This window comes from uncultured Butyricimonas sp. (genome assembly GCF_959596855.1).
Taxonomy (GTDB): Bacteria; Bacteroidota; Bacteroidia; order Bacteroidales; family Marinifilaceae; genus Butyricimonas; species Butyricimonas muris.
Map to the genome: position 1 here is coordinate 40,798 of NZ_CAUFYA010000023.1, position 24,050 is coordinate 64,847.

General features: G+C 43.7%; 22 protein-coding genes. 11 read left to right on the forward strand and 11 right to left on the reverse strand.

What is annotated here, in order from left to right:
* Positions 1-124 precede the first annotated feature (124 nt).
* Together Q5866_RS11205 and Q5866_RS11210 are read right to left on the reverse strand one after the other, a co-directional pair.
* Positions 125-526 carry an immunoglobulin domain-containing protein gene (locus Q5866_RS11205; protein WP_303180286.1) on the reverse strand — a complete coding sequence of 134 codons (402 nt, stop codon included), beginning with the start codon at positions 524-526 and terminating at the stop codon, positions 125-127.
* A 137-nt stretch (positions 527-663) separates the two neighbouring features.
* Positions 664-3,624: a hypothetical protein gene (locus Q5866_RS11210; protein WP_303180288.1), complete on the reverse strand. Its 2,961-nt coding sequence runs from the start codon at positions 3,622-3,624 to the stop codon at positions 664-666.
* A gap of 690 nt (positions 3,625-4,314) precedes the next feature.
* Between Q5866_RS11210 and Q5866_RS11215 the strand changes: the two genes are divergently transcribed.
* The 8 genes from Q5866_RS11215 (at position 4,315) to Q5866_RS11250 (ending at position 13,382) form a co-directional block, all read left to right on the forward strand.
* Positions 4,315-5,121: a M48 family metallopeptidase gene (locus Q5866_RS11215; RefSeq protein ID WP_099290850.1), complete on the forward strand. Its 807-nt coding sequence runs from the start codon at positions 4,315-4,317 to the stop codon at positions 5,119-5,121.
* 285 nt (positions 5,122-5,406) lie between these two features.
* Entirely contained in the window at positions 5,407-6,876 is a 1,470-nt protein-coding gene (gene cysS, locus Q5866_RS11220; protein WP_303180290.1) for a cysteine--tRNA ligase, read from the forward strand.
* Positions 6,877-6,892: 16 nt separating this feature from the next.
* The gene (locus tag Q5866_RS11225; RefSeq protein ID WP_303180292.1) at positions 6,893-8,014 is read left to right on the forward strand and encodes a glutaminyl-peptide cyclotransferase; all 1,122 of its coding nucleotides are present in this window, start codon (positions 6,893-6,895) and stop codon (positions 8,012-8,014) included.
* A 102-nt stretch (positions 8,015-8,116) separates the two neighbouring features.
* Entirely contained in the window at positions 8,117-8,785 is a 669-nt protein-coding gene (gene ung / locus Q5866_RS11230; protein WP_099290853.1) for a uracil-DNA glycosylase, read from the forward strand.
* A 202-nt stretch (positions 8,786-8,987) separates the two neighbouring features.
* Positions 8,988-9,983: a class II fructose-bisphosphate aldolase gene (locus Q5866_RS11235; RefSeq protein WP_099290854.1), complete on the forward strand. Its 996-nt coding sequence runs from the start codon at positions 8,988-8,990 to the stop codon at positions 9,981-9,983.
* A gap of 82 nt (positions 9,984-10,065) precedes the next feature.
* Positions 10,066-11,874, forward strand: coding sequence for a translational GTPase TypA (gene typA / locus Q5866_RS11240; protein WP_099290855.1), 1,809 nt, complete (start codon positions 10,066-10,068; stop codon positions 11,872-11,874).
* A 100-nt stretch (positions 11,875-11,974) separates the two neighbouring features.
* Complete coding sequence (locus Q5866_RS11245; protein WP_303180293.1) at positions 11,975-13,024, forward strand: winged helix DNA-binding domain-containing protein; 1,050 nt, start codon at positions 11,975-11,977, stop codon at positions 13,022-13,024.
* A 79-nt stretch (positions 13,025-13,103) separates the two neighbouring features.
* Entirely contained in the window at positions 13,104-13,382 is a 279-nt protein-coding gene (locus tag Q5866_RS11250; protein WP_227215682.1) for a hypothetical protein, read from the forward strand.
* Here the strand turns inward: Q5866_RS11250 and Q5866_RS11255 are convergent.
* From Q5866_RS11255 to cobC, 3 genes are read right to left on the reverse strand one after another with little or no spacing between them, the layout of a single operon-like run.
* The gene (locus Q5866_RS11255; RefSeq protein ID WP_303180294.1) at positions 13,377-15,794 is read right to left on the reverse strand and encodes a GAF domain-containing sensor histidine kinase; all 2,418 of its coding nucleotides are present in this window, start codon (positions 15,792-15,794) and stop codon (positions 13,377-13,379) included. The two genes, Q5866_RS11250 and Q5866_RS11255, sit on opposite strands and share 6 nt — an antisense overlap.
* Positions 15,784-16,182 (reverse strand): hypothetical protein, encoded by a 399-nt coding sequence (locus Q5866_RS11260; protein WP_303180295.1) that lies wholly within the window; start codon positions 16,180-16,182, stop codon positions 15,784-15,786. Before Q5866_RS11260 ends, Q5866_RS11255 begins: the two co-directional genes overlap by 11 nt.
* On the reverse strand, positions 16,179-16,706 hold the full coding sequence (cobC, locus tag Q5866_RS11265) for an alpha-ribazole phosphatase (protein WP_303180297.1): 528 nt from the start codon (positions 16,704-16,706) through the stop codon (positions 16,179-16,181). The genes Q5866_RS11260 and cobC overlap by 4 nt, the downstream gene beginning before the upstream one ends.
* A gap of 105 nt (positions 16,707-16,811) precedes the next feature.
* On the opposite strand from cobC, the gene Q5866_RS11270 reads away from it, so the two are divergent.
* A complete protein-coding gene (locus tag Q5866_RS11270; protein ID WP_303180298.1) occupies positions 16,812-18,221 on the forward strand; it encodes a WG repeat-containing protein in 1,410 nt (469 codons plus the stop codon).
* Positions 18,222-18,224: 3 nt separating this feature from the next.
* Here the strand turns inward: Q5866_RS11270 and Q5866_RS11275 are convergent, their stop codons facing one another.
* The 6 genes from Q5866_RS11275 to Q5866_RS11300 all read right to left on the reverse strand — a co-directional run bounded on the left by Q5866_RS11275 (position 18,225) and on the right by Q5866_RS11300 (position 22,683).
* The gene (locus Q5866_RS11275) at positions 18,225-19,370 is read right to left on the reverse strand and encodes a hypothetical protein (protein ID WP_303180300.1); all 1,146 of its coding nucleotides are present in this window, start codon (positions 19,368-19,370) and stop codon (positions 18,225-18,227) included.
* Positions 19,371-19,372: 2 nt separating this feature from the next.
* Positions 19,373-19,756 carry a nuclear transport factor 2 family protein gene (locus Q5866_RS11280; protein ID WP_303180301.1) on the reverse strand — a complete coding sequence of 128 codons (384 nt, stop codon included), beginning with the start codon at positions 19,754-19,756 and terminating at the stop codon, positions 19,373-19,375.
* Between the two features lie 15 nt (positions 19,757-19,771).
* Positions 19,772-20,533 (reverse strand): adenosylcobinamide-GDP ribazoletransferase, encoded by a 762-nt coding sequence (gene cobS, locus Q5866_RS11285; RefSeq protein ID WP_186974521.1) that lies wholly within the window; start codon positions 20,531-20,533, stop codon positions 19,772-19,774.
* Between the two features lie 119 nt (positions 20,534-20,652).
* Positions 20,653-21,693: a nicotinate-nucleotide--dimethylbenzimidazole phosphoribosyltransferase gene (gene cobT / locus Q5866_RS11290; RefSeq protein WP_303180302.1), complete on the reverse strand. Its 1,041-nt coding sequence runs from the start codon at positions 21,691-21,693 to the stop codon at positions 20,653-20,655.
* A 22-nt stretch (positions 21,694-21,715) separates the two neighbouring features.
* Positions 21,716-22,228 (reverse strand): bifunctional adenosylcobinamide kinase/adenosylcobinamide-phosphate guanylyltransferase, encoded by a 513-nt coding sequence (locus tag Q5866_RS11295; protein ID WP_227215819.1) that lies wholly within the window; start codon positions 22,226-22,228, stop codon positions 21,716-21,718.
* Positions 22,229-22,293: 65 nt separating this feature from the next.
* A complete protein-coding gene (locus tag Q5866_RS11300; protein ID WP_176554953.1) occupies positions 22,294-22,683 on the reverse strand; it encodes a DUF2809 domain-containing protein in 390 nt (129 codons plus the stop codon).
* A 147-nt stretch (positions 22,684-22,830) separates the two neighbouring features.
* Between Q5866_RS11300 and Q5866_RS11305 the strand changes: the two genes are divergently transcribed.
* Entirely contained in the window at positions 22,831-23,325 is a 495-nt protein-coding gene (locus tag Q5866_RS11305) for a GNAT family N-acetyltransferase (RefSeq protein ID WP_099290863.1), read from the forward strand.
* 202 nt (positions 23,326-23,527) lie between these two features.
* On the forward strand, positions 23,528-24,049 hold the full coding sequence (locus tag Q5866_RS11310; RefSeq protein WP_186974968.1) for a histidine phosphatase family protein: 522 nt from the start codon (positions 23,528-23,530) through the stop codon (positions 24,047-24,049).
* Position 24,050: the final 1 nt, after the last annotated feature.

Here is a 24,050-nt window from a genome sequence, read left to right on the forward strand (position 1 = left end):
CCAATTTTCATAGAATTATCAACACTATATTTCCCAATTCACGACAATATTTTTCCTAAACTTACATTAATGATTAAAACTAACATTATAACTGTCAGAAGAAACGTTATCGTATTTAAACGAACTAATCTGTTACTGTTAGATAACAACTAGTTCTAACAGTCCCCGCCGCATTAGTCAATACGATCACATATTCCCCTGCATCCTCTTTGTGCGCACTTTTTATAGTAATTGTCACAATATTTAAAAGAGTTTTAACTTGAATCTCATCTGAAGGTATGATTTTTTTATCACCCTTGAAAACTTCAATAATAGGAAGCGGATTTCCTGTCACGGTAGCTTGCATCATTACATATTCTCCTTCTCGCACGGTAATATTCCGAAGAGGAACTTTAAAAGATGGTGGTGTCATTTCTCCTAAAGAAGACAATTCAATAATAAAATCACGTTCATTTGTCGCTTTTACATCTACCTTATAAATTCCTAAAAAAACTAAAAGTAATACGAATAAAAATTTCTTGTTCATAAACTTGTTATTTTGATTAGTAGCTATTTTCTTTCAAAGTTAAGCTAAACAAATACATTTTCAAAAATATTGCATCTATTTTTCTTCAATTATCAACCTTTATTTCAATTCTCTTCAAAAATCATTATCAACACACATCATTCTACCCTCACCCACTTCACGGCATCCGCCACAAGCGTTTGCTGTATCTCGCTATCCGGAACTCTATCACTCAATGTTACTTTCGCCTTACGGGAAAAATCATACACGCCTAAAGAAACCCAACTTCCGTCATCTTCTTCCGTCAAAGTAGGAGTTACCTCGTATTCTTTTTTACCATCGAAAACCGAGTAATAACGTGAAAGTTCCTTTACCTGCGCCCCCCACCCCTTCCAGTTCCACAAGTATTCCGTGTAATAAAAGAACACCTCATATTTCCCCTCTTGCGGTAAAACAACATTCCATTCCACTTTTTGTTTTCCAGAACCGGCACCATATAAGGCTGCTTTATATAACGCGCTTCGGATAGGGAAACCATAAAAACTTTTACTAATCACCGGAAACCAAGCGTCTTCTGTGAAAATATTATAATACCTTTTATCATTTTCCCCTTTTTGAAATAAAGACGTGATGAAATTATCTTTCGCCTTCACGAGCCGGAAACCGGAATCCTCGTTATCAACGACAATCTCCTCCTTCATCGTGTAAAATAAAGAAGTATCCACTTGAAAGACCCTCGTCGTGGTATCTACCTGACTCATTTCTATTTCCTTTAAGTACATTACCGACGGGATATTTTGAGCCAAAGGCATCTCCAAATAGGGGTTAGCTCCGTTATAAGGGAAACCGACATGAATCTCCATTGCCATCCGAGGCAGAATAACCCATCCTTGAGCCTTGTCCCACATGATAATCCCTGCCACGTCACCCTTGTTAAACACTTTGAATTCATACATCCTATACAACACATCGTCCGTTTTCTTGACCTCAATTACTCGAGCATCGCGTACATCCAATATAGCCAATCGATTCGTGTTATAGCAATTTTCCACCAACGAATCCAAACGAAAATCAAATGTTTGAGAAAATTGCTCGAGAAAATCTTCCAACGCCACCTCCTTGAAAAGATATTTCCCTAAAAAATCGACATAAAATTGTCGAAATTGTTCCTTTCCTACCTGCAACGCGATATAAGCACGCAATTCCTTACATTTTTTACGAATAATACTTTGAAGAATTTCCGGTTCCAACGTACTATCCCCCAAGGCATCCTTCAAACTAGCGTGTTTCAAATATTCAATAGCGCCATAATCAGCCATGTAATCCCTGCTGTCATCCATTATCCCCTCCTCCCGAGCCACCCGCATTAACACATCATGAATCAACGGGTATTCACGAGAATAAATAAACGTTGTTTTCCCCACGAGTTGGGGCTTTATATCACAACTTCCTTTCCCTATGCTCTCGCTAATCTCACTGCTTAACTTCATGCCAACCCTCGTATCCCAATCTTTTGTTTCATCTTCAAAAACCTTTCCCGGGTAATTCTTTATCGAAAACCCTTTTTCGGGCAAAAAAAACATTCCCCCCTGCACACGCTCCCCCGACAATTGCATCAAACTAGGGAAACTGTAAAAACCACAAGGCACCTCCACCAATGTCAACCAACGATAAGGATATTGTTGCGTCGGGTCATAGTTCCTTTTTCTTCCAGAAAACTTCCGAGTTCTAATGCACCCGGAGAGCTCAAAAGTATTACTCTTCGCGTACGCCAATTCGTCCAACAAACATTCTTCCGAGAAATGTTCGTATTCTTCAAGAAGATAATCATGACGGGGAAAATAATAAAGAGCCATTCGAGTTGAATCCACCGTTATTTCACGCCTCTCGTAATTACCCACGCATAAGCTAATGCCCGGCATATTATGCTCGAACGCGAATATCGTCACCCCCTCTTTCTCTTGAACAGTACTTCCCTGAGATATAGCCTTTAAACAGGGCTCATGCTCTACCTGCAAAGAATAGCGGGAAAAATTCACGTCACGCAAACCGGATACCCCGTAAGGCGGTACGCAAACCGGATACCACATACACTCCGGTGTAAACAACTTGTAATCCCGCTCGCAAAAAGCAGGAACATTCCCGAAATAATATATACCATAATTATTTATCGTTTCAGAATAATATTTTTCAGGCATCACATCAAGAAAACATATATCCTTCTCGATACCCCCCTCGTACCGAAGCAACACTTCCGCCATTTCCCCCGCTTCCAATTTTTTATCCGCAACAATAGCTTGTTGTTTCCTTTGGAAATCGACACGATTTCCGTCTATTTCAAGGGATAAAATCTTTAAACCCGGGTTCAAATACATGACAAGCGGTAGCGGCACCGGCGCTCTATTCTCGACAATCAGCCGGCTCGTCACGGATATCCCGTTTTCTTCAAGAGCCTTCACCTGCAAATCATTCTGCACGACCTTTACCCCGGTGAATTTTTCATATTCCGAATAAATACGCTTGTATTTCTCCCGATTGTTTCCGACGCTATTATACAAAGACATATACCACAATCCCAAACACGCGGCAAATACAAAAATCACACAAACACGCCCCAACACACTCCTATACCCGAACACACGATTCGGAATCCTCGGGTAAGGAATAATTGACAGCAACAAACAACTTATCCCCGTAAAAAAGATAAAACTCCTTTGTAACAAATAGTTCCCCATGCCGACGTGTCCCGTGAAATCAGAAAACATATTGGGAATATGTCGGGCACAAGGATCAAATAAACCATTCAACCAACCCGCTCCCCAAAAAATAAGCCCCCAAAAGAACACAGATAAAATTACAAAACTTAACGCTTGCTGACGCACAACTCGAATCACGAAAAAAGACACCCCGAGAAAAAAGACCAACGCCGGCAAATTAAGGGTCAACCAATAAAAAAGATAGATGCCGAAATCAAAAGCATGCGGATAAAAAGTCGCGTTAATTAAAATCGAGATTCCCAAGGTCAAAAAATTTACCAACGTGAAAAGTAACAGTTTTCCCAAAAAGTTCCCCAACACAATTTCTTCATTACTAAACGGTCTGACTCGAATCGATTCCATACCGCTAAACTTGCAAGATCTCAAATCATTATTAACAAATGCGATTACAAGCAATAATTGTATAATATTAAAAAAATAAGCCGTCCTGTAAGCCATCGACGAAGGCAAGGCTTGTGATATCCACCCCACGTAAGAATGATACTGATAATTTATCACATAATCCTCTCCAAACAACGGAATAAATTGACAAAACACACTCCCACAGACAACTAAAATAACAACAATTCGGAAAAGGGCACTTCGATACCCATTTTTAACCCCGTATAAAGCCTCTGTAAAAATATTATTCCTGTCCATAAGCCGTCCCTCATTCCTATTATAAATAAATTTCCAAACTAACTCATTCTTCTACTATTTTCAAATAACATTCTTTCAAAGATATGGCTAAATAACCGAACATCCAACAATAATATCTTTATTTTATTAATATTTTTATTATATCATTTACTCATTTTTACTCCTGCATACACCAAAGCAAACTATTCTGCATTCAAATATTTTCCACCCCATTCACCTTTTAGCCATACATGCCACAAAAACACAATAAGATTATTCTAAACTTACCACATATGCTTATTTCAAATCAAACTCACATTAACGATAAATTATTTCGTATATTTGCATTCAAATACCAAATTCATCGACCGATGAATTAATCGCCGACGAATTTGCATAATGATTGGCTAGAATATGAAAACATTAATTTCACGTATCGCATTACCGGTAATAATACTGTTACTTTTCGCGCAATGCGCCACCGTACCTATCACGGGGCGTCGTCAGCTTATCCTTTTCCCCGAAAACGAAATGGTATCCATGAGCCTAACCTCATACAGTAGCTTTTTAAAGGAAAACAAACTATCCACTGACGCGGTAAACAAAAAACGCATCAAAGACGTGGGGGCACGAATCTCGAAAGCGGTAGAACAATATCTTGCCGCTAACGGCATGCAGGATCAGATCGCCAACTTTCAATGGGAATTTAACCTTGTTGCCAGCAACGAACCGAATGCGTGGTGCATGCCGGGCGGGAAAGTCGTGTTTTACGAGGGCATCCTTCCCTATTGCAAGACGGACGCGGGGATAGCGGTCGTCATGGGACACGAGATCGCTCACGCCGTGGCACATCACAGCAACGAGCGAATGAGCCAGCAAACCTTGCTACAATACGGTCAAGCTGCCGCAACGGAAATTCTCGGGCACGACCAATCCGATACACGCAAAGCATTGCTCGCCGCGGCAATCGGCATGGGCACGAATTTAGGCGTCACTCTGCCCTTCTCCCGGAAACACGAGTATGAAGCCGATCGCTTGGGCTTGATCTTCATGACCATGGCAGGCTACGATCCTAACGAGGCTGTGGCATTCTGGAGTAGAATGGCAAGCTCGGGAAGTGCCAAACAACCCGAATTTCTCTCTACCCATCCCGCTGACCAAAACCGTATCGCGAAATTGAAGGCCACGATCCCCGAGGCATTGAAATATAAACCTCAATAACCCCCGGGCTACCCGAAGGCTACCCCTTCCTGCCCCCATGGACGTAGCATGAACGTAGCACGAACGTAGCATCATCGACGGGAAGCGAATATGCTGGCAAGTTGCTACATTTATGTTGTCATCATAAGAGCGGGAAGAGGTAGGCAACCCATCACGGACATAGGAAGGAAGACAGGAAATCGGGCAATAATTCACGATTTTCTTCATTTTCAATTTTCAATTTTCAATTTTCAATTATAAAATTCATACTTTTGTTGAATCATATCAATATAGTACTTTAGAATTATGGAAAACAAGTTGACGATATACAACACGCTAAGTCGAAAGAAAGAGTTGTTTGAACCGTTGAACCCCCCGTTCGTGGGGTTATATGTCTGCGGGCCTACCGTGTACGGGGACGCACATTTAGGACACGCCCGCCCCGGCATCACGTTCGACTTGTTGTTTCGTTATCTCAAATATTTAGGTTATCGGGTGAGATACGTCCGCAATATCACGGACGTGGGACACCTCGTGAATGACGAGGATGACGGAGAAGACAAGATCGCGAAGAAAGCAAAGCTGGAACAGTTGGAACCCATGGAAGTCGTGCAATTGTACACGAACCGTTATCACAAGAACATGGAACAACTGAACACGCTCCCTCCCAGTATAGAGCCTCACGCATCGGGACATATCATCGAACAGCAGGAATTAATCAAAACCCTGATCGACAAAGGATATGCCTACGAGAGCGAAGGGAATATCTATTTCGACGTGGAGCGTTACAGTAAAAAATACCATTACGGGATTCTTTCCGGACGAAAAATAGACGAGTTACTGGTAAATACAAGACAACTCAGCGGACAGGAAGAAAAACGGAACTCCGTGGATTTTGCCCTATGGAAAAAAGCGACTCCCGAACATATTATGCGCTGGCCTTCCCCGTGGGGAGTGGGCTTCCCGGGGTGGCATCTGGAATGTTCCTGCATGAGCCAGAAATACCTTGGCAACACGTTTGACATTCACGGGGGCGGTCTTGACCTGCAATTCCCTCATCACGAGTGCGAGATCGCGCAAAGCACAGCCGCACAAGGACATCCTGCCGTGAGATATTGGATGCATAACAATATGGTAACGATTAACGGACAGAAAATGGGTAAATCACTCGGCAATTTCATTACCTTGGACCAACTCTTCGCCGGAGATAATGCCGTTTTGGAACAAGCCTACTCGCCCATGACCGTGCGTTTCTTTATCCTTCAAGCTCACTACCGTAGTCCGCTTGACTTCTCGAATGAAGCACTGAAAGCGGCAGAAAAAGGATACGAGCGCCTGATGTCCGCCATCGTGCAATTGCATAAATTGAAAGCATCAAACGAGAATACCGTGGATGTAAAAACATTACGGGACAATTGTTTCAATGCCATGAACGACGACTTGAACACGCCCATTCTAATCGCACATTTGTTCGATGGGGTACGCATGATTAACTCTATCGCCGCCGGAAATGAAAAAATAGATGCCGAAAACCTGCAAATCTTAACGGAATTATTTGACAGTTTCGTGTTCGACATCCTCGGATTGAAGGGTGAAACGGATTCCAGCGCCAGCAATCAAGCCCTTGGCAAGGTAATCGACGCCATGATGAATGTCAGAAAGGCGGCACGGGCAAACAAAGATTGGGCAACTTCGGATAAAATCAGGGACGAATTGAAGAATGCCGGGATTCAGATCAAGGACACGAAGGACGGTTACGAATGGGAACTAGAATAATTCAACGATGCATATTATGACTTCTTGCTACTATTACATATTATTATCCATTCTTCTGGTTGCTGCCTGTCAGGGGACAAATAAAGCCAAAAACACCGGGGACACGGCTGTTTCTTCCACCACGGAAGAAGCACGCGGCACGGGTCCGAAATACGTGAAAAGCGTACAATTTGTCTATCCCATGAAAGGTGATACCTGTCAATTTAACCAAGAGTTGAAAATAGTGTACGCCAATAACAAACGCTACAAGATCGACTCGGCACACCTTTTTTTTAACCAGAAAAAGATTGCCACGCTTGACAGTACCACGAAAGAATACATATTCAAGCTCCCGAAAGAAAAGTGCGGTACGAACACGCTGAAAGTTATCGCCTTCCACCCGGATAGCAAGCAAGGAGTCGCCACCCAATCATTTATTGTGAAGCCGGATAAAGCACCGAAAAGACTGAATTACAAATTAGTCAAGACATACAACCACGCAACAGACGCCTCCACCCAAGGTTTGGTCTACATCGACGGAATCATGTACGAGGGAACCGGGATAAAAGGTCAGTCCACGCTACGCAAGATTGATTTGGAAAGCAACAAAACGTTAGCATCCCTGAGCTTGGATGCCCGTTATTTCGGGGAAGGAATCACCGTGTACAAGGATAAAATTTATCAACTCACGTGGACATCCAAAAAAGCGTTCGTGTACGATTTGGCAACCTTCACGTTATTGACCACCTTCGACTATTCCATGCAGGAAGGTTGGGGACTTACCACCATGGGTGACAAGCTCGTCATGAGCGACGGGACAGACCGTTTGTATCACCTAGACCCGGAACTGTTCACCGTGATAAAAACAGTAGAGGTATACGATAGCAAAGGTCCGGTCACCAACCTGAATGAATTGGAATATATCAACGGTTTTATCTGGGCAAACGAATGGCTCACGGATCGCATCGTGATTATCGACCCGGAAACAGGGGAAGTAACAGAAGAACTATTGTTACCGAATATGCTGACTCCCGCGGAGAAAGCCAAGTTAGACGAAAACGACGACGTGTTGAACGGTATCGCTTACAATGAAAAGAAGGGCACGATTTACGTTACCGGAAAACACTGGCCGAAATTATTTGAGATAAAAACTTACTAATTTTAAATTTTAGATTTTAAATTTTAAATTGCAATCAAGAGCGTTCGCCTCGTGCAGTGGGAATCTAAAATCTAAAATCATTAAATCTAAAATTTTAAAGTTATGGTTGACGTGAAAATCGAGCCCTCTTGGAAGGAATTATTAAAAGATGAATTTGAAAAGCCTTATTTTTCAGAATTGATTCGATTCGTGAAACAAGAATATAGTACCACGAAAATATACCCTCCCGGCAAACTCATTTTTAATGCTTTCGACCACTGTCCTGCCGACCGGACAAAGGTTGTCATTCTAGGACAAGATCCTTATCATGGTCCCGGACAGGCACACGGGCTTTGTTTTTCCGTACCCGAGGGAATCGAGCAACCACCCTCTTTGCAAAATATCTTCAAAGAGATACAAAACGACTTGGGTACCCCTATTCCTACCTCGGGAAATCTGGAACGCTGGGCAGAACAAGGAGTACTCCTGCTCAATGCCACGTTGACCGTGAGGGCACATCAAGCCGGCTCGCACCAGAACAAAGGTTGGGAAACATTCACGGACGCCGTTATCAGAGTCATCGCAGAGCGTAAAGACAATCTGGTGTTTTTCCTCTGGGGATCATACGCGCAACGTAAAGGTGCTTTCATCGACACGAACCGCCATCTGGTATTAAAATCCGTCCACCCTTCCCCCTTATCGGCAAACCGGGGCGGTTGGTTCGGTAACCACCAATTCAGCCGGGCGAATGATTATTTGAAGTCACACGGGCTGCAAGAAATAGAGTGGTAAACCACTCTATTTTTTTGTCCGTGTGACTTCAACCTACGACTCTGCAACTTGTAACTTGCAGAGCCGTAGGCTCAACCCGCAACTTGAAAATTCAAAGAATTTTCAATCTCCGCAAACGTTTGAAATTTTTCTCTCATTTCCTTGTGAAAGTCTGTTTTTAATATATAACTTTGATGCACGAAATATAAACAACATATCAGCTATGGTTAATTACAAAGACTTAGGACTGGTTAATTCCAGAGAAATGTTCAAGAAAGCAATGGAAGGCAAATACGCTATCCCGGCTTTCAATTTCAATAACATGGAGCAAATGCAGGCTATCATCGGTGCTTGCGTGGAAACGAAATCACCTGTTATCTTACAAGTATCAAGCGGTGCGCGTAAATACGCCAATCAAACGCTTCTACGCTACATGGCACAAGGAGCGGTAGAATACGCTAAAGAATTAGGATGTAATATCCCCATCTGTCTTCACCTTGACCATGGCGATACATACGAATTGTGCGTTTCCTGTATCGAGATGGGTTTCTCGTCCGTGATGATTGACGGTTCAGCCCTCCCGTATGAAGAAAACGTGGCACTCACCAAAAAAGTAGTAGAGTACGCTCATAAATATGACGTTACCGTGGAAGGAGAGCTCGGGGTATTGGCAGGAATCGAGGACGACGTGGTTGCCGCCGCGAGCGTGTACACCAGCCCGGACTTAGTGGAAGATTTCGTGAAGAAAACGGGTGTTGACTCGTTAGCTATTTCCATCGGTACCTCTCACGGGGCGAATAAATTCAAACCGGAACAATGTACCCGCAATGCTGATGGTATATTAGTACCCCCTCCATTACGTTTTGACATACTGGAAGAAATCGAAAGAAGAATCCCCGGATTCCCCATCGTTCTTCACGGTTCATCATCCGTTCCGCAAGATCAAGTTGCCAAGATCAACAAATACGGCGGTGCGTTGAAAGACGCGGTAGGTATCCCGGAAGAACAATTACGTAAAGCAGCCACTTCCGCTGTCTGCAAAATCAATATCGACTCGGATGGTCGTCTTGCCATGACCGCAGCCGTTCGCGAAGTGTTCGCCAACAAACCGGCAGAGTTCGATCCCCGCAAATATTTGGGACCGGCAAGAGATGCTTTAAAAGAATTATACAAGCACAAAACCATTAACGTTTTGGGAAGTGCCAACAGGGTAGAATAAAAAAAGGGGCTCAATGAGCCCCTTTTCTATGAAAAAAATACTACCTTTGCGCCCTATTTGGATTTAATACCATAGGAGCAAAATGCAGAAAATTAGAAACATCGCGATTATCGCACACGTTGACCACGGAAAAACAACTTTGGTTGACAAGATGATCTTTCAAGGAAACCTTTTCAGAGAAAAAGAAAACACGGGAGATTTAATCCTTGACAACAACGACTTAGAAAGAGAGAGAGGAATTACCATTCTGGCAAAGAACGTTTCAGTTCATTACAAAGATTACAAGATAAATATTATTGATACCCCCGGACATGCCGACTTTGGTGGAGAAGTGGAGCGGGTATTAAATATGGCTGACGGAGTTTTATTGTTAGTTGATGCTTTCGAGGGAACGATGCCGCAAACACGCTTCGTGCTTCAAAAAGCTCTCGCGTTAGGTAAAAAACCGATTGTAGTTGTAAACAAAGTTGACAAAACAAATTGCCGCCCGGACTTCGTGTACGAGCAAGTGTTCGACTTGATGTTCTCGTTGGATGCCACCGAAGAACAATTGGATTTCACGGTTGTTTACGGTAGCGCGAAACAAGGTTGGATGTCCACGGATTGGCGCAAACCGACAACAGACATTACTTCATTGCTGGACGCTATCATCAAAGATATTCCCGCCCCGAAAGTACAGGAAGGGACACCCCAAATGTTAATCACTTCTTTGGAGTATTCTTCATACGTGGGACGGATTGCCATCGGTAAATTAACCCGGGGCACGTTGAAATCCGGTATGCCCGTCACGCTTTGCAAAAGAGACGGCGTCACCAAAATAAAAACCCGTATTAAAGATCTGATGACCTTCGAAGGGATGGGCAAACAGAAAGTGGAAGAAGTTGAATGTGGAGAAATTTGTGCACTCGTGGGAATCGAAGGCTTTGAGATCGGGGACACCATCGCGGACTTCGAGAACCCGGAAGCTCTTGCACCCATCGCCATTGACGAACCGACCATGAGTATGTTGTTCACGATCAATGACTCGCCATTCTTCGGACGGGACGGAAAATTCGTGACTTCCCGCCATATCAAAGACCGTTTAGACCGGGAATTGGAAAAAAACCTTGCTTTACGAATTGAGCCGGGGCAATCAGCCGATTCATTTATTGTATTCGGGCGAGGCGTCCTTCATTTGAGCGTATTGATCGAAACCATGCGCCGCGAAGGTTATGAATTACAAGTCGGACAACCGAAAGTAATCATCAAGGAAATCAACGGCGTGAAATGTGAACCCGTGGAAGAATTAACCATCGACCTCCCGGAAGAGGTTTCCGGTAAAGCCATCGAGATGGTCAACCGCCGCAAAGGAACCATGACAAACATGGAACACCGTGACGAACGGGTACACCTGACTTTTGATATCCCTTCCAGAGGCATCATCGGTTTAAGAAGTAACTTGCTGACCGCTACCGCGGGAGAAGCTGTCATGGCACATCGTCTGAAAGGTTTCGAGCCCTACGCCGGAGATATCGAGATGCGCATCAACGGGTCGCTGATTGCCATGGAAACAGGAGATTCATTTGCCTACGCGATCAACAAATTGCAGGATAGAGGTAAATTCTTCATTACCCCGGGCGACGAAGTATATGCCGGACAAGTAATCGGCGAAAGTTCACGTCAAGACGATATTGTTATCAACGTCTGCAAATCCAAGAAATTAACGAATATGCGTGCCAGCGGTTCGGACGAGAAAACGAACATCGCTCCCCCGGTATTATTCAGCTTGGAAGAAGCACTGGAATATATCAAAGAAGACGAATACGTGGAAGTCACCCCTAAAGCCATGCGTCTTCGCAAGATTTACTTGGACGAAAACGAACGTAAAAGAAGAAGTAAAACGATAGAATAGTTCATAAGGTTTATAAAGTATATAAGTTTTTTCAGTAAGATGCTTGTGGCGGTAAAGACTTTATGAACTTTATAAACCTTATAATTTTACAAACCCACATATGTTGACAAACATCCGTCTGCAATGCCAACAATTGATAAATTCACGATTCGAAACACCGAAAGAACTCGTGACATGGATGGGTGCGATACAAGCTCAAAACTACCCGATGGTAAAATGGGCTATCGGAATAAGACTAAAATCAGGTTCTTTATCTGTCGTTGAAGAGGCTCTACAAAAAGGAGAAATCATCCGTACCCATGTCATGCGTCCCACGTGGCACATTGTCGCGGCAGAAGATTTACGCTGGATGCTGAAACTATGCAAACAACGTAATATAGCAGCATTCAAGTCATGGTGCAGCCAAATAAATATCGGCGAGAAAGAATATCAAAAATGTAAACAGGACATAGAGAAAATTCTTGAAGGCAAGAGCCTAACCAAGGAAGAACTGGAGAAAACTCTTGTGCAAATGAGCCATAGCGGTAATCCCATATTCTTGAAATATTGTTTGAACCGCTCTGAATCGGAAGGTATCATTTGCAGCGGTGTTGATAGGAAACAAAAACCGACTTACGCTCTCTTGGAAGAACGTATTCCCCCCGTAAAAGAGCTACACAAAGAAGAAGCTCTGGCTAAATTAGCTACCTATTATTTCAGAAGCCATTCTCCTGCCAGCCTAGAAGATTTCACTTGGTGGTCCGGTTTGCTCATCTCGGAAGCCAAACAAGCGATAGAAACCATCAAATCGGAGTTGCACGTGGAAAAATACGGCTCTTTCGAGTTACACGTGCATGAATCCTGCTCTAACGCACCTTCCATGCGACCACAACTTCATCTCTTGCCTTCCTATGACGAATACCTCATCAGCTATAAAGAGCGAGGCACAGTGATAGACCCCGTTCACCACCCGAAAGCATTCTCTAACAATGGCATATTCTATCCCGTCATCTTGTATAACGGTAGAATTGTCGGGAATTGGAAAAAGATTGCTCAAAGAAGCCAGATAAAAATAGAAACCACTTTCTTTGAACGTCAACCGAAAATCGAAAAAGCATTGCTTGAGGATGCAATTGAAAGATACCGGGAATTCTACAACACACGGGAATAAGTGCAATTTCACGTGATTGATATCTAAAATTAATTTCATACCTTTACAGAAATATAATTACGTACTAAACCACAAGGCCATGAAAACAGAAAAGGAATCTTCCGATAATGACATCATTGCTTCCACGGAAAAGAAGCTGCGGAATGTACGCACGTGTCTGTATATATTAATCTTGGCCGCAATCGCTAAATTTGCCATGACGGACTTCTACGAGTCCAGTTTCCGCACGTGGCTCAACGTCGCAATACTATTTCTAATCGTTTTCCTTGTACTTGCCGTCGAGAAAGGATTGCGCAAAAAACTCCGTGCAGAAAAAAAGAAAGCAGAGAACAGTGCATACGAACACTCCTCTCTATAATCTCGGCACGGTAAACCAGAACGTGGAACCTCGTCCCTCTTCCGATTTTACACCAATCTGCCCTTTCCATTTCTCCACGATAGTGGAACATATTGAAAGTCCCAGTCCCGTACCTTGTTTGAAAGAATCCAATTTCACGAAACGCTGAAAGATAGACTCCTGTTTCTCCCGCGGTATTCCGGTACCTGTATCCTCGACAAAGAAATACACGTCATTCTCACGGACTTCATACCCGAAATAAATATGTCCTTTCGCGGTAAATTTCAAGGCATTATTCAAATAATTACATATCACTTGACTCAACCGGTTTTTATCGACAAACAAAAACTGCAATCCGGTATGTTTACTCACAAACTCAACATTCACATTTTCCCTGACTTTCATCTTATACAATGCCTCGATGCCCGACAAAAGTAACTCCAAATCCACTTTCTCCGGGACAAAATCCAACACTCCGGCTTCAATTTTCGACAGATCGAGAATATCGTTTATCAACTGCAACAATAAATCCGTGTTCGTCCGTATCAACTTGATATACTCGTCCCTCTCCTCTTTTTCCACCTCCTCGTCCGTGGTAAGCAACTCGGAAAAACCGACGATAGCATTCAAGGGAGTCCGTATCTCGTGCGACATATTGGCAATAAAAGCAGATTTCAAACGGTCGGACTCTTCGGCCTTCGCCCTCGCCTCCACCAGTACCGTGTTATCAATCCAAACCATCATATACCCGAGAGTATTATCAACCTCATCTTTCAGTTCTTTCACGTGAACCGTGAAATAACAGGAAGAAACCCGACGGGAATAAATCCCGTACGCCTCTTTCCATGCCTTGGGAGAGAACACGTAATCCATTACCAGTTGTCCCGTTCCGTCCAGCACTTTCCAACGCTCATCGGAAAGGAAACGAAGAGAATAGAGAGATAGTCCCAACAAGTCTTTTTTGTTCATGATTCCCGTCGCCTCGAGGAAACACTCGTTCACTTCCTGCAAAACCCCTTTAGCGTCAAAAAGGCATATCGCCAAGGATGTATTGCGATAAAGATAACCGAAACGCAATTCACTCTCTTTTTGAAGTATTTCCGAACGATAGTGGGACATGCCAATGCATAAAACATGCGACAACGTGCTGAGATACAATTTATCCTGTTCCGTCCACACCTTCTTTTCCCGCACGAAATCGACACCCACGAATCCCCATGTACGATTGTTCGAATGTAAAGGAGCCACGAGAATAGACTGAATACCCTGATTCGCCAGTATCTGCCACTCCTCCTCCGGTATGCTTCCGCGGGTAGCCTCTAAATCATCCACGGCAAGCAACTCATTCTGCCATACCATGGAATAAAAATTTCCCGAGTTTGCCAAAAGTATATGTTGCAAGTATTCTTTTTGAGGTTCAATACCTTCCGCCACAATCTCGTACGTGTTGTCACAATATTGCCCGGAACGGTCCAGTTCGAATATATACGCCCGGTCGGCATTATATTCCTCCAACATCCGCAACAACATTTGATTCACCGCTTCCGCCTCGGTTTTCTCCTGTAAAAAAGTTTCCAGCGTCTCCGAAACATGAAGCTGGTTCTCCAAAGAACTCTTCAAACTCTCGCTTAACTTCCGTTGCCACTTCAAATAGTTCTTTGTCCGGTAAAAATAGAAACCGATCATTACCGCCAAGACAAAAACCAACGAACCGATCAACGCATTTAGCAGTACTCTCCTGTTCTCTTCCCAGAAAGAAAGAGGAACGTTGAAATAAGTTACCGGTTCTCCCACGACTGCCGGATCCAAGTTATACTTCACGACCAAACTCTTGTTCAGATGCGCCCCGAAATCATCACTGGCATTGTGTAACGGTATATCTTCCGGCTCAGCCCCATGCAACAGTTCGACGGCAATTCCGGCTAACCGTTGCCCGTAATTCATGGACGAATAATAATAACCACCTATAAAATCGTCGCCTTTCCCGCCCCAATCGGAAAGAGAAAACACAGGCTGCCCCACCAGCGCAAGAATGTTGTCGTTCATTCTCTCGAAATCATTCGTCTGTCCGGTAACATCCTGCAACCATGACGCGTACACGATACCCGTGTGTTCCGGTAATTGCCGTAAACGCCGCAACAAAGAATCCGTCGTGAGGAAACGACCGTCCAACGGTATATAATTCAATTCCGGATGCTCTCCCGGGATAAACTTCTGGGCAAGTAAAGAGGCAAATATCCCGTAAAAACAATTATCCCCGATAAGGGCAACATTCTTCGTATCCGGGAACAATCGTTTCATCATATGTATCGTCTTATTCACCCCCACGCGCTCCGTCAATCCTGTCGCATTATACCGCTTGCACAAATCGGCCGTTGCCACGAAATCATTCGCGGACAAATGTTGTTTGTCACAGTAACGGTCAAAATCCATTCCCCAATCCTTGACCCCGCCAAGCAGTACTTTTACATCCCCCCCATTCCCCGGAATAGGCTTTCCGGTAAGCCATCCAAGCCCCGTCGGCTATCAGTACGACAATTTTAGGAGGACGGGAAGCATGATTCCGAATAATCATCCTCATCCTCTCCAACCATATTTCAGAGGAAGAAAACCTGTCGCAATTCAGATACTCGCTATACACTTTAACCCTTCCTTCCACTCTTCCCACCTCGTCACGAAAAGTATTCTCTATCATCTTCGGCCAAGGATAGCGACTACTATACGAACTAATCAATAGAATATATTCATCCTCTTTTTCTTTCTGTTCACCAAAAAGATTCACCGTGAATAACAGGCATAAAACAATAACAATATTTCTCATATTGTAATCCTGATTTGAGATCCGTAATCCACATCGTCCGTGAAAGCTTGATTAAAATTATACTTCCCGGCATAAATCAATGCCGCCCGGATTGTTCCCCCGTGAGTGAACACGCAGACACTCCGGCTTTTCGTTTCTTTCAAATCATCCATGAAACTTGAAACCCGGTTGTATTGTTGTAAAAAACTTTCAGCCCCTCCCGCCGGCATACTTAACCAATCGTCATACCACTCCTGCAACCGGGGATCCTGAATCTCGTCCCAACGCTGTCCTTCCCAACTCCCGAAATTCAATTCTCTCAATCGCTCGTCCAACAGCATATTCTCGTACCCGCAATAAAGAGCCAGTTTACGACACCTTTGCAAAGGACTCGAATAAATAGCGTCAAACTCATGCTTTAATAATGCCAACCGTACACGCTCCGCCTCTTCTTCAAACGAAGAAGCCACATCCACATCCGTATTCCCGTAACACATGCCCGGCACGACATTTACTTTCGTATGTCTTACCAAAATTACTTCCATAATACAATCTTTCACTTTGTAAAAATCGTCTTTTTTTTCCTATCCTGCTAGAATTTTGCCAATTAATTTATATTTTTGATTCGATTAGAAGTAAATCTAACTACAATGAAAAGTTCTATTTTATTTATACTAAGCGTTTGTTACATAGTAATTGTATGTTCATGCCAAAATAATTACAACTTCACGGGATACGCCCACCAGCTTGCCAACGGCAAATGGGGGTTCATCAACGAGAAGGGGGAAGAAATCATTTCCTACAAATATGACCACGCTCTTGACTTCCAAGAAGGTTTGGCGGCTGTCAAAATGGGCAGCAAATACGGGTACATCAATATGTCCGGCGATATCGTTATCCCGTTGAAATACGATGCCGCGGAATCTTTCCAAAACAACGTGGCAAAAGTCTATTTCAACCGCTGCCAAGGAATTATCGCGACTACCGGCGAAGAAATTATTCCCTGCCTGTATGATGAAATCGAATTTCCGGGAGAAGACACGATTATCAAAGCGAAAAAACTGAATAAATACGGCTATATCACCCTTACTGATCAAACCGTTATTCCCTTCCTGTACGACGACATCGAAGAGTTCGATTCTACAGGTATCGCTCTCGCGAAACGGGAACAAAAATTCGGGTTCATCAACAAAAAAGGGAAAGAAATCCTTCCTTGCCAATACGATAAAATCCGTAAATTCGGTCCAATTCTATACCTCACGACACAAGATTCCCTTCATGGACTTCTCGATATAGACAGGAAAGAAATTCTTCCCTGCCAATATACCTCCCTCACGCTATGCGACGGGAGAGTGAACCTATTCAAGGGCAAACTGATACGCGTGGAACGGGACAATAAATTCGGGCTTATGAGCGGGGACGGCAGGGAACTGACCGAATGTAAATATGACCGGATAGAAGACTTCCAGAATTACGAAACCGCTCCCGTCAAACGAAACGGGAAATACGGGTACATGAATCGTTCCGGAAGAGAAATCGTCCCTGCCGAGTACGAGGATATTCAAGATTTCGGGAACAGACTATTTCGCGTGAAAAAAAGTCAAAAATACGGGCTTGTCGATAGTTCGGGCAACGAATTACTTTCTTGTATTTACGAATCCATCGGGAAATTGGGAGGTAACCTGTACCGCATTTCTCAAAACAAACACTTCGGCATGGTCAACATCAGGGGTGAAGTCATGCTTCCATGTAAATACAAAGACATCTATTGGCTAAGTCTGAACCTCGGACGCCTGCTCGTCATGGATGACGAATTCATGGTCGGCTTACGAGATAGCGAAGGCAAAGAACTTATTCCTTGCAAGTACACCTATATCGGAGAATTTACCCCCGAGGGATACGCTATTGTCAGGCATCAAAACACAGAGGGCTATATCAACACGGACGGAAAAGAGATTGTTCCCTGCAAGTACAAAACCGTCTACCCGATCGGAGAAGACGGCACCTTGCAAGTTCAACAAACAGACGGACACATTATCCGAATCAAAATAGAGAACTAAATATCAATCCTTAAACTTGATCTTCAAGAATTGAGAACCCTTTAATTTTTCCTTGGATACCAGCCCGATACGTGCCATGATTTCCCGCAACAGGGGATCAACCGTCCGAACGTCATAATCCTGCAAACCGTATTCGGTTATGGCATAGAAATACTCGTCATCGGAAGCCCAAAAACGGATAACCATACCATTTTGATCCCCTTCCCAATAGATTCCTTTTTCTTCGCCACGGGGATACAGGAAATAATATTCTTTAGCTTTCGGTCCACAAACACAGAAATAAAAATACCCGGCAGTTTCGCTAAAGAAAATAGGCATTTTAAAATAATCAGCCCTCATGTAGCTTTGTATATTCCCTCCTTGCTCATTCGTGTACATATATAAGGCAGGAATACCCTTAGTCCCGAAATCAATCGTACAATATTTCTGCAATATCCCGTCTTTGACACGATAACCGGCATTATCACCTCCCTGTACCCGGACAAAATACTGATTCCCACATGCCTGACTTATCATGAAACCCGGCAACACGTAATCCGGTCGCATGATAAACCGTCCGACCTCTTGTCCGGTACTATCGAACTGTACTAACATCTTTTGCCCCTCTACAACTCCTTCTTTGTCATTCTCGTAAGGCGTGTAAAGGAAGAATCCTCCTTCCGCAGACGGGGCAATATCATAATAATTATAAACCCTCTCGCTATCTTTCAAGAATATTTTCTTCACTAACTTCCCGTCTTTCAAATCAAAACACAGCACCACATCATCCCGTCCCGCCATATACATGTATTTCTGATCCACACTCATGCATATATCATGAATCAATCCGCATCCCTCTTCCGGGGTACTTGCCTGTCCCATGGAAAAAAGATACTTCCCCTTGGCATCAAAGCAAGCAACATCTTTCTGATGATGAATAAGGAAACGACCGTCGGGTAATACCAACATCTTTCTGAGATATTCCAATGCCGAACCATCGGGAAAACGCAAAGGAAACCACTCTACCGATTCTATCCGGTCACTCATATCCGTAACAAGTATGCATTGTTCCAACGGACGCAATGCCCGAACATGATTCTCTTGAGCCGACACGGACATGACATTCAGCAACAGCCAAATCATAGCGGGAAAAAGAAAAAGTGTTTTCATACTTACTTATTAGGCTGAACAAAAGACCAATGTGTGTGTATTATTTTCCACTGATTGGACGGGTTCAATTTATAAACTTCCGTGCAATTCATTCTGAATACCCTACCCTCCCGATGAGCCTCATAGTTATAAGTCAGAACGGCTACTCCCGGAGATACCTGCACAACAGGATTTATCATTTTATACAAGTCGATTTTAATCTTCCCCCTGACATGAGCATAGTATTCTTCCAAGGCTCTTTTACCCTCCAGTTTATTCTCGAAAGCAGGATCGAAATAAACGACATCATCAGAAGACAACTCGATAAACCCGTCGGGATTCCCGTTATTCCATAACTCTAAAGCTTGTTTTTCCAAAGCTATAATTGTAGTCTTAATATCAGTCATAAAATTAATATGTATCTAAAACAAAAATTGATAGCGACACCAGATCACGAGTACTCCCAAGTAAAATACCTGTTCGATAATCAAGACGGAAGCCCCGCAACAATCGCCGGTATAGCCTCCTATCTTTGCCTTAAAGAAGAAGCGTAGAGCAACAGCCGCCAATATAGCGGGAACCACTGCCCAACAGAATGACGCATCTTTTAGAAAAAAGAAGGGAATCATCGTGATAGCCCCCACGAGAACAAAAATAAGTATTCGTACCTTACTGTAAATCACCTTTGTTTTACTCTCTTCTTCCTTGCGGACATAAGATAACGTGTTTATCATTACCGCTGTACACAATTTGGAAAAACAATCGGCGGCTATCACGATAGGAAAAATCATTGCGGGGTCGAAACTCGATAATAAAGCATAATACAACATGAAATAAAGCACCAAACCTATGGTCCCGTAACACCCGATATGGGAATCTTTCATGATCGCCAGAATCTTCTCTTTGGAAGTTCCTCCCCCAAAGCCGTCAAAGAAATCTGCTAACCCGTCCTCGTGCAAAGCCCCGGTCAATAATATTCTGGCTATAATCGCCAACACACAAGCCACCCCCAACGGCAACACTTGTGCCGCCAACCAGAGCACACCGCCGGTTGTCGCCCCCGTCAAAAATCCCACCAACGGCCAGAACTTAATCACATCCGCAAAATAGCGTTTATCCACGTTTACCAATCTCCATAATGGTAAACGCGTAAACATCATCACTGCCGCCAAAAGAGAACGCATAGTAATTTTAGATTTTAAATTTTAGATTTTAGATTCCAGCCGCACGAACCAACGCTTATTCTGTGATTTCAGATTCCGTGATTCACTCTCATTTTCAATTTTCAACTTTCAATTTTCAATTATTTAAAGTACTTCGTCACCGCCGCAGACTTAAAAGAAGCCATTTCGTTTATCATGTTCACGGCTGAAACCAGTAAAGGATAAGCACAGATTGCCCCGGTTCCCTCCCCCAAGCGTAAACCAAGATTCAACAGAGGTTCCGCCTTCAAGTAATCCAGCACAAGTTTATGCCCGCACTCGTCGCCCTGATGCCCGTAGATACAATAATCCGTCAATGCCGGGTACAAAGCCAGTCCCGCCAACACGCAATTCGTCATGATAAAACCGTCCACGATAATAATCATCCCCAATTCGGCAGCCCGAAGCATTCCTCCCACGGCAGCCAGCATCTCGAATCCGCCGAAATAACGAAGAATATCTTTAGCAGAACCGTCACCCTTGTAATTCTCCATACAGCGACGCAAGACATTGTACTTGTGTTCCACTCCTTCACGTGACAACCCGCTACCCGCTCCCACGCAATCCGCTAAAGGAATCCCCGTCAAGTAAGTCATCCACAGGGAAGAAGTTGAAGTATTCGCGATTCCCATCTCCCCGAAACTCACCACATTCGTCCCCTCGGCATACACCATATCCACGATCTCCGCGCCAATCTCTATTGCCCGGTCAAACTCCTCTTCAGTCATGGCTGCCTCGTGCAAATAATTCGAAGTGATCTTCCGAATCTTCCGGTCAATCAATCCTTCCATAGGCCCAAAATCACAGTTCACCCCACAATCCACCAACTTAATCCCGAAACCGTGTTGACGGGCAAACATATTCACCCCGGCACCCCCTTTGATGAAATTGGAAATCATCTGTGCCGTCACCTCGGGAGCGGAAAAACTAACCCCTTCCGTCACGATGCCATGATCTGCGGCAAAAATGATATTCTGCGGTTTTCTCAACTCCGGGGAAAGAGTTTGCTGTATCAAACCGATTTGAGCCGCAACCTTCTCCAACAATCCCAACGACCCTTTCGGTTTCGTCAAATTATTTATCTTATCAATCAAATCAGGCAAAATCGCCTTATCCGTTTCTTTTATAACAAAACTTCTCATACAATTAAAAATTATATTTTATTTACTTCACTCTCATGGCAATACCGGACACCATCAACACCACCTCATCGGCTGCACGACCGATATACTGGTTCACCCATCCCTGCAAATCCGTGAAACGGCGCTGCACGGGATCAACAGCTATTCCCCCCATCCCAATCTCGTTGGTCACGAATATAAACGTCGCCTCTTGCCGGGTAAACCGGTCGAACTCTTCTTTTATCTCTTCCAACGATTTATCCACGTCCGAATCATTATCAAAAAAGAAATTCGTGCTCCACAAAGTCACACAATCAATGACAACCACTCTCCCCCGCACGTCACATTTACTTATAAACTTCTCCTCTTCCAGATTCGTCCATTGCGCTCCCCGGTCTTGTTGATGACGCTTTACCCGCTCTTTAAATTCCTCGTCCCACACCCTTGAAGTAGCCAGATAAACCGGTTTTTCGGACAAATGCAACGCTAATTCTTGCGCGTACCTGCTTTTCCCGGAACGCTGTCCGCCCGTAACCAATATTAGTTTTCTTTTCATCATAGCGACAAATTTCTCTGTTTTTTCAAGAAATTCAAAACATTATTCCGGAAAATATAAAACATTTATTTTCGCCCCCATCCCGGCAAGGAATCCACCCAAAATCCAAGAGTCACTCCCACCGTATAGCACGCGATATCACTCCACAGGAAACCGAAACCCAAAACCAACCCTCCCAACGTCGTCGCCCGGATAGAGTCTATCCAAGGTGCATGATATAACTGACTAACCTCTATTAAGTAAGAAAAACTCAACGCCCCCCAAAAAGACACACTTTTCTTCAAACTCACGAACAACAACCGACAACCGAAATACACCATCATCGCCCAAAGTACATCCCCGACATACATTCTCACGAAGTCAATCGAGCAGATACTCGTCTTCCGGGAAAGCAATCCCAACACAACAATCCCCAATGTCAATAATAAATATCTTAACCGCACACTTTTTTCCATATTACATCTTTTCATTTCCTTCCGGGAAACACCGAAAGACTTAACAAGACAACAAATCTCTCTATTTTTTCAAGAAAAGCAAAGTATTATCCCGGAAAATATACAATATTTTCTATAACTTTGACCAAACCAATATCCTGAATCACAATGAACATCACATTTGAAAAACTAGGAAATACACACCAGAAAGAGGTTATGGACATCTTCAATTACTACGTTGAAAACAGTTTCGCAGCCTTTTCCGAAACCCGATTGCCGGACATCTTCTTTGAAAAAATAATGGAGAAAATACAAGACTATCCCGCCTACGCCATAAAAGATTCAGACACGGGAGCCATCGCGGGGTTCTGCTATTTAAGTGCTTATCACCCGTTCCCCACGTTCAAACACACGGCACAAATCAGTTATTTTATCCTCCCCCATTACACGCATGCCGGGGCAGGCAAAATGAGTCTGGATATACTGGAAACCGACGCGAAAAAACGGGGTATCCGGATAATCCTCGCCGACATTTCATCCAAGAATCCTCAAAGCATATCGTTTCACGAGAAATACGGGTTTAAACGTTGCGCGCAACTTGAAAAAGTGGGACATAAATTCGGGGAAGACTTCGACGTCATTATCATGCAGAAAGAACTGTAATCCTTGGGTTATCCCACGGTAATCCTACCTCATGGTGCTTACACCCCACATTTCACCCGCTTACACCTCCACCGGAAAAGGGCAAAATAACGGTGCAACAAGAGAGTTGTAAGCGTGTAAAGGTAGTATTACAGTAGAATCACCCCGGGAATACCGTGAGAAATGAAATTGTTTACTATTTTTGTATCGTGGATAATAAAAAATAGTGATGATTGAACTTATACTCTCCCGACATGGGGAAACACTGGAAAATCAACAACATATCCTGCAAGGACAACTTCCCGGCACACTCTCCCCTTTGGGCAAAGCGCAAGCGGAGAATCTGGCGGAAGACTTAAAGGATGAACAACTTGACGCTGTCGTGTGCAGTGATTTGGCACGAAGCTATGATACCGCACTCGCCGTGGCAAAACATCACGGACTAACACCCTTGCAAACTCCCTTATTACGGGAAATGGATTGGGGGGTATATACCGGGAAGCAATTGGACGATGTCGATTGGCTGCATCTTCCCCCCAGCGTGGAATCCGTCGAGGCTCTCTTTCAACGTGCCATCGACTTTATCCATTACCTGCAAGAGAACTTCCCGAATCAACGCATCGTTGCCATCGGTCACGGGGCATTCAACCGGGCTATCATCGCGTACCTTGAAGGGAAACGCCCTATCGACATGATAGACCTCCCTATCATGGAAAACACAACCCGGGTTTATTATAAAATATAAA

Bases quoted from the DNA above. Each gene is read 5' to 3' on its own strand.
- Q5866_RS11205 (WP_303180286.1), bottom strand. From the start codon at position 526: ATGAACAAGAAATTTTTATTCGTATTACTTTTAGTTTTTTTAGGAATT.
- Q5866_RS11210 (WP_303180288.1), bottom strand. From the start codon at position 3,624: ATGGAATCGATTCGAGTCAGACCGTTTAGTAATGAAGAAATTGTGTTG.
- Q5866_RS11215 (WP_099290850.1), top strand. From the start codon at position 4,315: ATGAAAACATTAATTTCACGTATCGCATTACCGGTAATAATACTGTTA.
- cysS (WP_303180290.1), top strand. From the start codon at position 5,407: ATGGAAAACAAGTTGACGATATACAACACGCTAAGTCGAAAGAAAGAG.
- Q5866_RS11225 (WP_303180292.1), top strand. From the start codon at position 6,893: ATGACTTCTTGCTACTATTACATATTATTATCCATTCTTCTGGTTGCT.
- ung (WP_099290853.1), top strand. From the start codon at position 8,117: ATGGTTGACGTGAAAATCGAGCCCTCTTGGAAGGAATTATTAAAAGAT.
- Q5866_RS11235 (WP_099290854.1), top strand. From the start codon at position 8,988: ATGGTTAATTACAAAGACTTAGGACTGGTTAATTCCAGAGAAATGTTC.
- typA (WP_099290855.1), top strand. From the start codon at position 10,066: ATGCAGAAAATTAGAAACATCGCGATTATCGCACACGTTGACCACGGA.
- Q5866_RS11245 (WP_303180293.1), top strand. From the start codon at position 11,975: ATGTTGACAAACATCCGTCTGCAATGCCAACAATTGATAAATTCACGA.
- Q5866_RS11250 (WP_227215682.1), top strand. From the start codon at position 13,104: ATGAAAACAGAAAAGGAATCTTCCGATAATGACATCATTGCTTCCACG.
- Q5866_RS11255 (WP_303180294.1), bottom strand. From the start codon at position 15,794: ATGGATTTTGACCGTTACTGTGACAAACAACATTTGTCCGCGAATGAT.
- Q5866_RS11260 (WP_303180295.1), bottom strand. From the start codon at position 16,182: ATGAGAAATATTGTTATTGTTTTATGCCTGTTATTCACGGTGAATCTT.
- cobC (WP_303180297.1), bottom strand. From the start codon at position 16,706: ATGGAAGTAATTTTGGTAAGACATACGAAAGTAAATGTCGTGCCGGGC.
- Q5866_RS11270 (WP_303180298.1), top strand. From the start codon at position 16,812: ATGAAAAGTTCTATTTTATTTATACTAAGCGTTTGTTACATAGTAATT.
- Q5866_RS11275 (WP_303180300.1), bottom strand. From the start codon at position 19,370: ATGAAAACACTTTTTCTTTTTCCCGCTATGATTTGGCTGTTGCTGAAT.
- Q5866_RS11280 (WP_303180301.1), bottom strand. From the start codon at position 19,756: ATGACTGATATTAAGACTACAATTATAGCTTTGGAAAAACAAGCTTTA.
- cobS (WP_186974521.1), bottom strand. From the start codon at position 20,533: ATGCGTTCTCTTTTGGCGGCAGTGATGATGTTTACGCGTTTACCATTA.
- cobT (WP_303180302.1), bottom strand. From the start codon at position 21,693: ATGAGAAGTTTTGTTATAAAAGAAACGGATAAGGCGATTTTGCCTGAT.
- Q5866_RS11295 (WP_227215819.1), bottom strand. From the start codon at position 22,228: ATGAAAAGAAAACTAATATTGGTTACGGGCGGACAGCGTTCCGGGAAA.
- Q5866_RS11300 (WP_176554953.1), bottom strand. From the start codon at position 22,683: ATGGAAAAAAGTGTGCGGTTAAGATATTTATTATTGACATTGGGGATT.
- Q5866_RS11305 (WP_099290863.1), top strand. From the start codon at position 22,831: ATGAACATCACATTTGAAAAACTAGGAAATACACACCAGAAAGAGGTT.